The sequence below is a fragment of the Cyanobium sp. N5-Cardenillas genome (assembly GCF_024345515.1).
Classification (GTDB): Bacteria; Cyanobacteriota; Cyanobacteriia; order PCC-6307; family Cyanobiaceae; genus Cyanobium.
This window is the reverse complement of the sequence record NZ_JAGQBG010000061.1, coordinates 1-13,759: the sequence shown is the minus strand read 5'-3', so window position 1 is coordinate 13,759 and position 13,759 is coordinate 1. Positions and strand designations below refer to the sequence as shown.

At 69.5% G+C, this 13,759-nt stretch carries 6 protein-coding genes and 1 pseudogene; 4 read left to right on the top strand and 3 right to left on the bottom strand.

What is annotated here, in order from left to right; all coding sequences use genetic code 11:
• A partial coding sequence (locus KBZ04_RS06875) for a DEAD/DEAH box helicase (RefSeq protein WP_254991205.1) occupies positions 1-3,003 on the bottom strand: 3,003 nt, incomplete at its 3' end.
• Positions 3,000-3,476: a hypothetical protein gene (locus KBZ04_RS06870; protein WP_254991204.1), complete on the bottom strand. Its 477-nt coding sequence runs from the start codon at positions 3,474-3,476 to the stop codon at positions 3,000-3,002. The genes KBZ04_RS06875 and KBZ04_RS06870, both read right to left, overlap by 4 nt.
• Positions 3,477-3,732: 256 nt before the next feature.
• On the opposite strand from KBZ04_RS06870, the gene KBZ04_RS06865 reads away from it, so the two are divergent.
• From KBZ04_RS06865 to alaS, 3 genes are all read left to right on the top strand, one after another.
• Positions 3,733-5,484 (top strand): HD family phosphohydrolase, encoded by a 1,752-nt coding sequence (locus KBZ04_RS06865; protein WP_254991203.1) that lies wholly within the window; start codon positions 3,733-3,735, stop codon positions 5,482-5,484.
• Positions 5,485-5,573: 89 nt separating this feature from the next.
• Entirely contained in the window at positions 5,574-7,469 is a 1,896-nt protein-coding gene (gene glsA / locus KBZ04_RS06860) for a glutaminase A (RefSeq protein ID WP_254991202.1), read from the top strand.
• Positions 7,470-7,543: 74 nt separating this feature from the next.
• Positions 7,544-10,225, top strand: coding sequence for an alanine--tRNA ligase (gene alaS / locus KBZ04_RS06855; protein ID WP_254991201.1), 2,682 nt, complete (start codon positions 7,544-7,546; stop codon positions 10,223-10,225).
• A gap of 17 nt (positions 10,226-10,242) precedes the next feature.
• On the opposite strand, the gene KBZ04_RS06850 is transcribed toward alaS, so the two are convergent.
• On the bottom strand, positions 10,243-11,949 hold the full coding sequence (locus KBZ04_RS06850; protein ID WP_254991200.1) for a ShlB/FhaC/HecB family hemolysin secretion/activation protein: 1,707 nt from the start codon (positions 11,947-11,949) through the stop codon (positions 10,243-10,245).
• Positions 11,950-12,213: 264 nt separating this feature from the next.
• On the opposite strand from KBZ04_RS06850, the pseudogene KBZ04_RS06845 reads away from it, so the two are divergent.
• Positions 12,214-13,759: pseudogene (locus KBZ04_RS06845) on the top strand (hypothetical protein); the annotation flags it as partial.

The following is a 13,759-nucleotide window of genomic DNA, read 5'->3' as shown; positions in this document are numbered from 1 at the left end:
GGATTTCTCCTCGATCATGCGGTCGATCTTCTCCTCCACCGAACCGCTGGTGATGACCTTGTGCACCAGCACCCGGTTGGTCTGGCCGATCCGGTAGGCCCGGTCGGTGGCCTGGTTCTCCACGGCGGGGTTCCACCAGCGGTCGATGTGGAACACGTGGCTGGCCCGGGTCAGGTTGAGGCCGACGCCGCCGGCCTTGAGCGACAGCAGGAACAGCTGGGGACCGCGGGGATCCTCCTGGAAGCGGTCCACCATCGCCTGGCGGTCGACCTTGCTGCTGCCGCCATGCAGGAAGGGCACATCCTGGCGCCAGCGCTGTTCCAGGTAGGCCTTGAGCAGGTGGCCCCATTCGGCGAACTGGGTGAACAGCAGGGCCCGATCGCCCGCCTCGATCACCTCCTCGAGGATCTCCTCCAGGCGCAGCAGCTTGGCGCTGCGGCTGGCGAAGCCGTTCTCCACCCGGCCCTCCTTCAGGGCCAGGGCCGGGTGGTTGCAGATCTGCTTGAGCCGGGTGAGCAGGGCCAGCACCTGGCCATGGCGCTGTCCCAAGGGGGCGCGGGCGATGGCGTCGAGGCTGTCGTCGACGGTCTGGCGGTAGAGCTTTGTCTGCTCCGCCGACAGGCCCACCCACTCGCGCAGTTCCACCTTCTCCGGCAGGTCGGAGATGATCGAGCGGTCGGTCTTCAGCCGCCGCAGGATGAACGGCCCGACCCGGGCCTTGAGGTCCCGCAGGGAGCTCATGTCGCCGTAGCGCTCGATCGGCAGGCGGTAGCGCTGGCGGAAGAAACCCTCCTCCCCCAGCACCCGGGGGTTGAGGAAGTCCATCAGGGCCCACAGCTCGCTCACCCGGTTCTCCACGGGCGTGCCGGTGAGGGCGATGCGGAAGCGGCCCTGCTTGCCGGGGCGGGCCAGGTCGCGGGCCGCCTGGCTCTGCTTGGCGGACGGGTTCTTGATCGCCTGGGCCTCGTCGATCACCATGCCCTGCCAGTCGATGCTCTCCAGCAGTTCGCTGTCGCGCTGCAGCAGTCCGTAGCTGGTGAGCACCAGGTCCACCCCGTCCAGGGCCTTGGCCAGCTTCTCCGGGGTGGACGGCCGGCGCGGGCCGTAGTGCTCGCGCACCTCCAGATCCGGTGTGAAGCCCGCCGCCTCCCGCTTCCAGTTGGTCAGCACCGAGGTGGGGGCCACGAGCAGGACGGGCCGCTTCAGCTCCTGCTCCACCTTGAGATGCTGCAGGAAGGCCAGCAGCTGCACCGTCTTGCCCAGGCCCATGTCGTCGGCCAGGCAGGCCCCCTGGTCGAAGCGGTGCAGAAAGGCCAGCCAGCCCAGGCCCCGCTCCTGGTAGGGCCGCAGCTGGCCGGCGAAGCCCTCCGGTGCCGGCAGGGGATCCGGGGCCTTCTGCTGGTGGTACTGCTCCAGGACGGCGCGCAGCCTGGGTCCGGCGGTGAAGCGATGCACCGGCAGCCGCATCAGGGTGTCGCCGTCGCTGGCGGTCAGCCGCAGGGCATCGTCGAGGCTGAGGTTGGGATCGGCGGCGCAGAAGCGCTCGGCGTTCTTGAGATCGCTGGGGCGCAGCTCGATCCAGGCCCCCTTGTGCTGCACCAGCGGACTGCGCTTGGCGGACAGGCGCTCGAGATCCTTCAGCGTCAGCGTGACCCCGCCGATCATCAGCTCCCACTTCCATTCGAGGCTTTCCCCCAGGGAGAAGCCGCGGGAGCGCTCGGGCAGCTCGGCTTCGATCGAGAGGCCAAGGCGGCTGGCCAGGCCTCCACTGAGGCTGGCGTGCAGCACCACGCCCACGCCCACATCACGCAGCTGTGAGGCGGCGTTGCGCACCAGCACGAACGCCTCAGCCGGCGTCAGCTGCATGGTTTCTGGAGCCGCCGCATCCAGGCCCCGCCCGATCGGTTCGAACACCTGCAGGGCCCGGCCCATGCCCTCCAGCAGCAGCTGGCCCGGTTCGGCCACCTCCACTTCGCCCAGCTGCAGCCTGCCGTCGCCCGCATTCCAGACCGTGCGGGCCGGCATGCGCAGGCTGGGATCGGCCTCGGCCTGCAGGGAGAAGCGCAACTCCCAGAGCTCCTCGCCCTCCTCGGGGGTGAACAGTTCCAGGCAGGTCCTGGCCGGCGCCACGCGCCCCGCCACCGCTTCACGCCAGTGGTGGGTGGCCACGGCCAGCCGTTCCCGTTCCTCTTCGTCCAGCTCGAGGCGGCCGGGGCCCGGGCCGAGGGCTTTCTGCCAGGCGCCCAGCAGGGGATCCAGACCCTCGGCCCCGGGCCGGAAGCTGCTGCGCAGCTGGCCATCCAGGAGGGCCTCCAGCAGGCTGGCGACGCGCAGCCGGCCGCTTCCGGGGCGGCGGCAGGCCAGGCCCGGCTCTCCGGAGGCCCCGGCGGCCATGGCGCAGGTGGCCACCTGGGGCAGCCGGATCGCCAGTTCCTCGAGGCGGCGCCGGTCCCCCTCCTGGTTGAGAAGGGGCAGCCAGCGGGCCCGGTCCTCCTCCACCTGGGGCAACCAGCGGCCCCGGGCGATCAGGCTCAGGGCCCAGCGCTCCAGGTGGGTCCACCAGCGCAGATCGTCCGCCAGCCCGGGATCGTGGCCCGAGAGGGGCAGACCGGCGAGCCAATCGCCGGCACCGGCGGGATCGAGGGCCAGGCCCTCCACCCGCCAGGGCCACCACTGCACCTCCTTCGGGATCGGCTCGCCGGCCTGCAGCGGCAGGCCGCTCCAGGCCGCCAGCCCCTCACTGGCGGCCTTGCGGCGGCCGCGGGCCCCCTGGCTGCGGCTGGGCAGGGTGAGCAGCGCCTCCGCCGGGCGGAAGGCCTCCGACCAGAGGCCATGGTCATCCAGCCAGGCGCCCAGATCGTCGACGCTGAGGGACAGGGGATGGTCCGGAACGGTGCGCAGCGGCGCCACCGGCGCCGCGACCCTCCAGGTGTCGGCCCAGAGCAGCAGCCGGCCCCCGGCCCCTTCGGGCGGAAACAGCCAGGTGGCATGCAGGAGGCTCATGGCCGCAGGGCGGGCAGCAGGCGTTGGGCGCCCCTCAGCAGCAGGGCGCTGCCGATCAGGGGAAGCCAGAGCGGCAACCAGCCGCGCATCAGTTCGATGATCGCCGCCATGGCGCTCTGCGCCAGGGGCTGGTGGAGCAGGGAGTGGATCTCCGGAACGGGCAGGGCCAGGGGGGTCACCACGACCGCCCCCCCCAGGCTGCGGATCCCGCACACCGCCCCCACCAGCCCAGCGGCCAGGTGCTCGTCGTCAGGATCGACCCGCTGAAGGTGGAAGGCCAGCAGGCCGTAGAAGAAGCCACAGCCCGCCGATCGCAGCCCACTGTCCAGGCCAGCCGGCAGGCCGATCAGGGCGGCGGCCAGTCCGCCCAGCAGCGCCCACGACAGGGACTGCTGCCGCAGACGGGCACGGGAATCGTCGGACGCCTGGGTCAACGGCAAGGCCTTGGCGATGGCCCGATCATGCCTGGCCATCGGCACGCTTACATTATTCAGTGAGACTGGCCTCGCCAGCCGTTCAACCAGCACAGCATTTTTCACAGCTCTCCAGCAAATTTCTCCCCTAGCCCTGGCACGGTCATCGGGCGTTGTTCCGTTCACGGCCATCGGGCATGACCCGGCCTCCTGACCGGCCATCTGGCCCCCCCTCCGGCAGGCATCCCTCTTGACCGCCGCCCACTCGCCACCGCACGCCTCCGACGCCCATCAGGCGCGGCGCGCGCTGCCGGAGATGCTCCAGATCGCGACGGCCATCAGTGGTGCGGTCAATCTGCCCGCCCTGCTCCGGCAGATCCTCTCCAGCGCCAGGGATCTGACCCTCAGCGATGCCGGCAGCATCTACCTGGTGGAAGAGGAGAAGGGGGAGAAGCGCCTCTGGTTCACGGCCTTCCAGAACAGCTCCCTGGCGGCCTGCGGGGCCGGCATCGATTCGGGCCTGCTGGATGTGCGCTTCCCGATCACCCCCGAGCGCCTGGTGGGCTGGGCGGCCCTGCATGGCGAGGTGCTGAACCTGCCCGATGTCTACGCCATTCCCCCCGATCGTCCCTACCGTTTCGATGCCGCCCTTGACCGCCGCACGGGTTACCGGGCGGTGTCGATGCTGGTGGTGCCACTGCGCACCATGGCCGGCGACGTGGTGGGGGTGATGCAGCTGATCAACAGGAAGCGGGAGTCCTCCTCCCTGCTCACCCCCACCACGGCGGCGGCGCTGGTGCGTCCCTACGACGCTGGCGACCAGCAGCTGATCGAGGCCCTGGCGGCCCTGGCGGCCGTCTGTGTCGAGCGGGCCCAGGCCCTGGAGGGGCAGCAGCGGCAGATCGACTCGATGATCGCCCTGCTGGCGGGGGCGATCGATGCCCGCAGTTCCCACACCGGCCGCCACTGTTCCCGGGTGCCGGAACTGGCGCTGCTGCTGGCGCAGGCGGCGGAGGCCACCGAGACGGGGCCGCTGGCCGCCTTCCGCTTCCGGGGGGAGGCGGAGCGGCGGGAGTTCCGCACGGCGGCCTGGCTGCACGACTGCGGCAAGATCGCGACCCCCGAAGCGGTGGTGGAGAAGGCCACCAAGCTGGACGCCCCGACCAACCGGATTCATGAGATCCGCACCCGCTTTGAGGTGCTGCTGCGGGATGGACACATCGCCATGCTGGAGGGCCTGCTGGCGGGCGGTGACCCGGAAACCCTGCGGGGGGACTACGCGCAGCTGGAGCAGGAGCTGCAGCGGGAATTCGCCTGTGTGGCGCGCTGCAATCTGGGCGGTGAAGGCACCGACCCTGGGGATCTCGCCCAGCTCCAGCGGCTGGCGGAGCGCCGCTGGTGGCGCCATTTCGACGACCGTCAGGGGCTGGGCTGGGAGGAGCAGGCCCGGCGCAGCGGGCCACCGGAGCCCCTGCCGGCCCCCGAGACCCTGCTCTGTGATGCCCCCCACCATCGAATCCCCCGGCCCCAGGCCGAGGTGCCGGGGGCGCGGTGGGGATTCAACCTGACGGTGCCGGAGCTGCTTTACAACCGCGGCGAGCTCTACAACCTCTCGGTGCCCCGGGGCACCCTCACCCCTGAGGAGCTTTACAAGATCCGGGAGCACATGATCCACACCGTCGTGATGCTGGAAAGCATGGCTTTCCCCCCTTCCATGGGGCGCGTCGCCGAGATCGCCTGTGGACACCACGAGACCCTCGACGGCCGCGGCTACCCAAGGGGGCTGACGGCGGAGCAGCTGTCGATTCCGGCCCGGATCCTGGCCATCGCCGACATCTTTGAGGCGCTCACCGCCGCTGATCGCCCCTACAAGCAGGGGATGCCCCTGTCCCAGTCGCTGGCGATCCTGGCCAACCTGCGGGATCGCGGCCGGATCGATGCGGACCTTTTCGATCTCTTCCTGCGATCGGGGGTTTACCTCACCTACGCGCAGCGATTCCTGGCCACCGAACAGATCGATCCGGTTGATCTCGACGCACTGCGGCAGTCCGGGTTTCAGGCGTTCTGAGGGCTGCAGGCCCCAGCCACACCGTTCAGTGGCATGGTGGGTGACGGGGCCAGAACGGCCACCCAGTTTCTGGTATCTCTTGCTACCTAATGCCTGACCATCTTCGGGACGACGACCGGCTGCGGCACCAGGATGCCGATCGCCATGCCAATGTCATCCAGGAGCTGCTCGGCGAATTGCACGCCTCCTTCTCCGGGGTCAGGGAAGGTCGGGTGGCTGACTACATCCCCGAGCTGGCCAAGGCCTGCCCCGACGATTTCGGCATCGTCATCGCCACCTCCGGGGGGCGGATCTATGAGATCGGCGATACCAGAAAGGAATTCACGATCCAGTCGATCTCCAAGCCGTTCATCTATGCCCTGGCGCTGAAGACGCTGTCGTTCGACTTCATGGCAAGCAAGATCGATGTGGAGCCTTCAGGGGAAGCCTTCAACGCCATCAGCCTGGATCCGGACTCTGGAAAGCCACGCAATCCGATGATCAATGCCGGGGCGATTGCCGCCTCCGCCCAGATCTGTGATGCCGATCCCGGCGGAGCTGTTGAGCTGCTGCTGGAGTATTTCGAGGAGCTTGCCGGTCGGCGCCTGACGATCAATGAGGACGTCTACCGCTCGGAGAAGGAGACGGGCCACCGCAACCGCGCCATCGGCCACCTGCTGCGCAACTTCAACATCATTGAATCCGATCCCGAGCCGGCCCTTGATCTGTATTTTCAGCAATGTGCCATCTCCGTCACCTGCCGCGACCTGGCCGTGATGGCCGCCACCCTGGCCTGCCAGGGCCGCAATCCCTTTACCGGTGGTCATCCCCTCTCTTATGACATCACTGTCCGGGTGCTGGCCCTGATGGGCACCTGCGGCATGTACGACTTCGCCGGCCAGTGGCTGCATGACGTCGGCATCCCCGCCAAGAGCGGGGTCGCCGGCGGGGTCATGGCGGTGATTCCCGGGCGACTCGGCATTGCCACCTACTCCCCGCCCCTCGACAACTTCGGCAACAGCGTCCGGGGGGTGGCGGTCTGCCGCCAGTTGTCGGTGGGGGTGGGACTGAGCCTGTTCAATCAGTACTACCAGGCGGATGCCACCATCCGCCGCTCGTATCAGGGGTCGCAGCGAAAATCGCGCCGCTGGCGCAGCGACAGGGAGCTGGAGGTCCTGGCGCCCCACCGGGACGAGGTGCGCATCATCCACGTGCAGGGGGTGCTCGATTTCGGGGGGATCGAGCAGCTGGCCTCCGAACTGGTGCGGCTCAGCAACGACGTGCGCATCCTCATCCTCGATCTGGCCCACGTGACCGAGTGCCCGATGGAATCCTCTGACCTGCTGGATCGCCAGCTCTGTTCGATCGAGGACGATGGCGTGGAGATCCTCCTGTCCCGTGCCGGCCGGCTGCCCCTGGTCTCCAAGACCGACTGGAGCATCACCGATCGGATCGACGCCTACGAACATCTGGATTCTGCCCTCGAAGCCGCCGAGGAGCTGCTCCTGTCCTGGTACCGGCCGCAGGCAGTTGCTGGCGGCAGCGGCGGCGGCCCCGACCTCCCGGAGCAGGGCTTTCTGGCGCCCCTGAGCGAGGAGCATCGGCGCCTGCTTGCGGAGTGCATGGTCAGAAGAGCCTTCGTGGCGGGGGATTTCGTGATCCGCCGCGGGGACCCCGGCGACGAACTGTTCCTCGTGCGTTCCGGCTCCTTCGACATCGCCCTCGACATCAAGACCGGTGATGGCCATTGCCACTCCACCCGGCTGGCCACCTTCGGCCCCGGGCTCTGTTTCGGTGAGATCGGCTTCGTGGCCCAGACGCCACGCACGGCCGACATCATCGCCACCCAGCCCGGCGAGTGCTGGGTGTTGCACCGCAGCGACTTCGAGGCTCTCAGTGCCAGCCATCCCGACGTGGTGATCGCCCTGCTCAAGGCCCTCACCTGCGACATCGGCGCCAAGCTCAGCCAGACGAGCGTCCAGCTGACGCTGATGGAGCACTACTGAGGCCTGCCCAGCCACCCCGGGCCCCCGCGCTGGGCGATCATGCCTGTCCCAGGACCTCTGCCTGCGTTCCCGTCATGGCTGCCGACCCCACCCTGCCCAGGCCTCGCAGCGGGGCCGAGATCCGGGAGGCCTTCCTCGCGTTCTACGAACGGCGGGGCCACCGGCGGATGGCCAGCGCCTCCCTGGTGCCGGACGACCCCACGGTGCTGCTCACCATCGCCGGCATGCTGCCGTTCAAGCCGGTGTTCCTTGGCCAGGCGTCGCCACCGGCTCCCCGGGCCACCAGCAGTCAGAAGTGCATTCGCACCAACGACATCGAGAACGTGGGCCGCACCGCTCGGCACCACACCTTCTTCGAGATGCTGGGCAACTTCTCCTTCGGCGATTACTTCAAGGAGGAGGCGATCGCCTGGGCCTGGGAGCTCACCACCGAGGTGTTCGGCCTCGATCCGTCCCATCTGGTGGTCAGCGTGTTCCGGGAGGACGATGAGGCGGCGGCGATCTGGCGGGACAGCGTGGGGGTGGACCCGAAGCGGATCATCCGCATGGACGAGGCCGACAACTTCTGGGCCTCAGGCCCCACGGGCCCCTGTGGACCCTGCTCGGAGATCTACTACGACTTCCACCCCGAGCGGGGCGATGACGCCATCGACCTGGAGGACGACGGCCGCTTCATCGAGTTCTACAACCTGGTGTTCATGCAGTACAACCGCGACGCGGCCGGGGCCCTCACGCCCCTGGCCCGGCGCAGCATCGACACCGGCATGGGCCTGGAGCGCATGGCCCAGATCCTCCAGAAAGTCCCGAACAACTACGAGACCGACCTCATCGTTCCCCTGGTGGAAGCCGCCGCCGCGCTGGCGGGACTGGACTACGCCGCCCTCGATGCCCGTGGCCAGACCTCCCTCAAGGTGATCGGCGACCACAGCCGGGCCATCACCCAGCTGATCGCCGACGGGGTCACGGCCTCCAACCTGGGACGGGGCTACGTGCTGCGCCGCCTGCTGCGCCGGGTGGTGCGCCATGGCCGCTTGCTGGGCATCGACCGCCCCTTCCTGGTGGCGATGGGGGAGGCGGCGATCGCCCTGATGGCGGCGGCCCACCCGCAGTTGCTGGTCCGTCGGGAGGTGATCCTGGCCGAACTGGACCGGGAGGAGGCCCGCTTCCTGGAAACCCTGGAGCGGGGCGAGAAGCTGCTGGCCGAGGTGCTCGCTGCCCGGCCGGATCGCATCAGCGGTGCTGTGGCTTTCGAGCTTTACGACACCTATGGCTTCCCCTTGGAGCTCACCGAGGAGATCGCCGAGGAACACGGCCTGACGGTGGATCTGGACGGCTTCGAGGCAGCCATGGAGCGGCAGCGGCAGCGGGCCAAGGCGGCGGCCGTGAGCATCGACCTCACCCTGCAGGGGGCGATCGACCAGGTGGCCGCTGCCCTCGAGCCCACCGACTTCCGTGGCTACGAGGCCCTCGACCAGGCGGCCTGCGTGCTGGCCCTGGTGGTGAACGGCGAACCGGCCACCGTCGCCAACGCCGGTGATGCGGTGCAGATCGTGCTCGACAGCACCCCGTTCTATGGCGAATCCGGTGGCCAGGTGGGCGATCGGGGCGTGCTGCTGGCCGGCGACGCGGGTGCCGGCCTCGAGGCCGGCCTGATCGTGCCCATCGCGTCGGTGAGCCGAAACCGCAGCGTGTTCGTGCACGGCGGTCACGTCGAGCGGGGCCGCCTGGCGGTGGGTGATGTGGTGCAGGCCCGGGTGGATCGCAGCTGTCGCCGCCGCGCCCAGGCCCACCACACCGCCACCCACCTGCTGCAGGCGGCCCTGAAGCAGGTGGTCGATGACGGCATCACCCAGGCGGGCTCCCTGGTGGACTTCGACCGGCTGCGCTTCGATGTCCACTGCCCCCGGGCCCTCACACCGGCCGAACTGGAGCAGGTCGAGGACCTGGTCAACGGCTGGATCGCCGAGGCCCACCCCCTGGAGGTGGCGGAGATGGCCCTGGAGCGGGCCCGGGCCGCCGGTGCCGTGGCGATGTTCGGCGAGAAGTACGGCGAGGTGGTGCGGGTGGTGGACGTGCCCGGTGTCTCGATGGAGCTCTGCGGCGGCACCCATGTGGCCAACACCGCCGAGATCGGCCTGTTCCGGATCATCGCCGAGACGGGGGTGGCGGCGGGGATCCGCCGCATCGAGGCGGTGGCCGGTCCTGCCCTGCTCCCTTATCTGAGGGAGCGTGACCGGGTGGTGCGGGAGCTGGCCGAGCGGTTCAAGGCCCAGCCCGGCGAGATCCTCGAGCGGGTCGCCGCCCAGGCCGATGAGCTGCGGGCCACCGCCAAGGAGCTGGTGGCGGCGCGTGGTGCCCTGGCGGTGGCCAAGGCCAGCGCCCTGGCGGAGCGCGCCGAAGCGTTCGGCCCCCATCGATTGCTGGTGCAGCGCCTGGATGGGGTCGATGGGGCGGGCCTCCAGGAGGCGGCCCAGCGCTTGCAGCAGCAGCTCGGTGACGGGGCGGCCGTGGTGCTCGGCGGTCTGCCGGACCCGGCGGAGCTGGGCAGGGTGATGCTGGTGGCGGCCTTCGGCGCGACGGTGGTGGCCTCCGGCGCCAAGGCGGGGGCCTTCATCGGCGTCATCGCCCGGCTCTGTGGCGGCGGTGGCGGCGGCCGCCCCCAGCTGGCCCAGGCGGGGGGACGGGACGGCGCCGCCCTCGATGGGGCGCTGGTGGAGGCCCGCCGGTTGCTGGCCGAGCAGCTGGGCGGGGGCTGAGCCTCGGAAACCGGGGCTCAGAAGCGGTAGGTCACCCTGGTGTAGAGGCCCTGCCCCAGCAACCAGTCATTCCAGACCCCGAGGTTGTCGGCGGTGGAGAACGGCTGGGCCCAGCCCAGTTCCACCGTCCAGTTGTTGCTGGCCAGCCAGCGCACCAGCAACCCACCGGCCCCCACCGTGTCGCCGAAGGATCCACCGTTGAAGTTGGTGCGGATGCCCCCGGCACCGATGAACGGCACGAGCTGGAGGGCACTGGTCTTGCCGTTCCAGAAGGTCCACACCGCTTCGGTGCTGGCCAGCCAGCCGCTGTCACCGCTGATCAGCTGGCCGGGCAGCCCGCGCAGCCCCACATCGGAGCCGAGGGTGAACTGCATCGATGAGGTGAGCGGCGCGAAGGCCAGCTGGGCGGCGGTCCGCAGGTTGATCTGCCAGCGGGGTGCCACGGTCCAGGATCCGGAGAGGAAGCCACCGATGGCGGTGGCCCCACCCACGGCGATGCCCGCCTCCGCCAGTTGCTGGCGCTGGACCGCCGGCGTCGCGGCCGTGACCCCCTGCAGCAGGTAGGCACTGCCATTCCAGCTGGCGTTTCGGCTGAGTCCGCTGGCGTTGACGCCGAAGCGCAGGTAGCCGCCGGCTGGGCTGCGGACACTTTCGGGCACGGCGGCCGGCAGGGCGGTGTCCTGCTCATAGGTGTTGCTGCGGCTGTTGCTGTAGCCGGCGAAGAGGCTCCAGCGCTGGCTGAGGGATTCGCGGAACACCCATTCGAACTGGCCGAGGGCCTGGAACTGGCTGGTGGAGAACCCATCCACCGGCGACGGCAGCTCCACCAGGTTGCGGCGGCTGAACCCGAAACCAGCGGTCAGGCTGAAGCTGTCGCTGAAGGGGTAGGTGTAACTCACCGAGGCGATGGCTGCGCCGAGCTCGGGGGTGTCGGTGGCATCAAGCTCGCCGTAGATCAGCAGGGTGTCCCCTCGCCGCAGCAGGCTGGGTTTGAGCAGCGTCGCCACGGCCCGGAACTCGCCGGAGCCGCTGGTGCCGTCGTTGCGCAGCGCCAGATCCCCCTGCCAGGGTTCGCGGGCCGGCTCCACGGCGACCCGGAACACCCCTTCGGAGGGATCACTGCCCAGCCGCGCCAGGGTGCCCCGCACGCTCTCGATGCCCGGCTGCCGCTTGAGCAGCTGCAACTGCAGCTCCACCGTCGACAGCCGCAGGAGCTGGCCCCGCAGGGGGCGCAGCAACCTCTCGACACGCCGGTTCAGCCTGGCATCGCTGCCGGACACCTGGATGCCGACCACACGCCCCTCGGCCACATCGAGGTACCCCGGCGCCGGGTCGCTCTCCACGTAAACGCGGCTGCTCACATAGCCATCGAAGACGAGCTGGGTACTGAGGGCGACGGCGCAGGCCTTGAGTCGCTCCTGGGGATCGGCGATCCTGCTGCATTCCGCCAGCAGACCACGCACCTTCTCGGGGCCGTACAGCGTCAGCCCGCGGATCTCCGGCAGCGAGCCGGACGGCAGGAGGGTCGGTGGCTGGGCCGGGGTGGGGAACGGCCTGGTGCCGTCGGGTTCGGGCGCTGGGGCTTCCAGGGGCCGGGTGTCGACCGGGACGGGCGGCGGCGTTTCGGTGGGGGCCGGTCGTTCCAGTTGGCGGGGAGGGCCCGGCAGGCGGACCGGACCGTCCTGCAGGGGTGGCGCCGTCAACTGGGCGAGAAGGAGCAGCATCAGGGAGGGCCGTGTTCTCGCTCAGAAGAGAAGCTGGTAGCGTTCTTAGATGTTGATGAAGCCAGGTGGAGTAGCCCCTGATGCGAGAAGGATGACCAACGGAGAAGCCCTCATAGCGACGCCCGAAGAACCTACCCGCCTGTCTTCATTGCGGACGGGATCTTGAGTAGCGATAGATACCAAAAGCCCGGCAAGTTGGCTCGGGAGGTCCTCACGGCCGCAGCGCCTGTCTTGAAACCCACGTTTTGGCCCACTCCCCTGCGGATGGCCGTTCTCCTGGGCCTGGCGGTCTCTCCCGTCGCCGCCGGCGAGATCACCGCCACCGGCGGCGGCCTGGGGCTGGGCAGCGTGGTCAATGGCCGTCCCGGAGGCAGTTGCTTCGCAGGTACCTGTGCGATCCAGGGGGGCACCTCCGCCGGCGCCAACCTCTTTCATCGCTTTTCCGCTTTTGACACACGGGGCGCCATCACCGGCGTCAGCCTTGACGTGGGTGGTCACCGCAACGTGATGGTGGGCGTCACCCACCCCCTGGGCAGCTTCATCGACAAGGCCATCAGCCTGAGCGGTCCGGCCAACCTCGTCTGGCTCTCCCCGGGGGGAATCCGGCTCAGCGGAGCCGGCACCTTCACCAATGTCCAGCAACTCAACCTGACGACCGCCACCAGCCTGCGGGTGGGTGAGGGTCGCTTTGACGTGCACGGCACCACGGCCGCGGCCGCCGCCTCCCTGGCCGGGACACCCGTCCTGGGCCTGGCCGGGCTCAGCACCGACCCGTCCGCCCTCGGCCAGCTTGGCCTTTCCGCCCAGGGGGATCTGGCCATCGAGGGGGGCCTGCTCACCGTGGATGGCGGGCTGCTGCTGGACGGCCAGGGTGGCCACGTGCTCCTGGGGGGCGCCCGGCTTCAGGCCCCCGGGGGCCTGGTGACCCTGCAGGGCCAGCAGGTGGCCCTGCAGAACAGCACGGTCGATGTCTCCAGTCCTGCCGGCACCGGCGGCCGCATCAGCCTCTCCGGACAGCAGGTGTCCCTGGCGGGATCCAGCCTTCTGGCGACGGGCCGCACGGCGGGTGGGGACGTACAGGTCGGTGCCGATCGCCCCAGCGGCGTGACCGCGTTGCGCACCACCGTGGACGCAGCGTCCACGGTGCGGGCGGACGCCACCAGGACCGGCCCTGGCGGCCGGATCCAGATCCTCGCCAGGGAACGGGCCGAGGTGGCTGGTGCCATCAGTGCCCGGGGTGGCCCACAGGGCGGCGATGGCGGATTTGTGGAAACCTCTGCGGGGTGGCTGGCACTGTCCACCTCGCCGGATCTGTCGGCACCCAGGGGGCGAGGCGGCACCTGGCTGATCGATCCCCGTGACATCGAGATCGTCGCCCCTGGCAGCGGCGGTGGCGCACCTCCCGGCGGCTCCCCAGGGGGCCCTCCGGGCTCGGCATCGCGCGTTGATGTCTCCCTCATCAATACGGCCCTCAACGGGGGGCAGACGGTGATCGTTGATACCACCGATCCCCTGGGCACCCAGGCCGGAAACATTTCCCTGCTGGCCCCGGTCGAGAAAACGGCCGGTGCGAACGCCAGCCTGGATCTGAGGGCCGACGGCAACATCCTGATCAACGTGCCAGGGGTGGACCCCGTGGCCTTTTCCAGCACCTCCCTGGCCGGGAAACTGGATGTGAATCTCTGGTACGAGAAAACAGCCGATGCCTCCCTGCCCGCAGGAGCCATCAGCTGGCAGAAGGGCGCAGTGGATATCAATACCGGAACACTCAGGACCATTCAAGGTGCGTCCCGGATCGACGGAAACATTG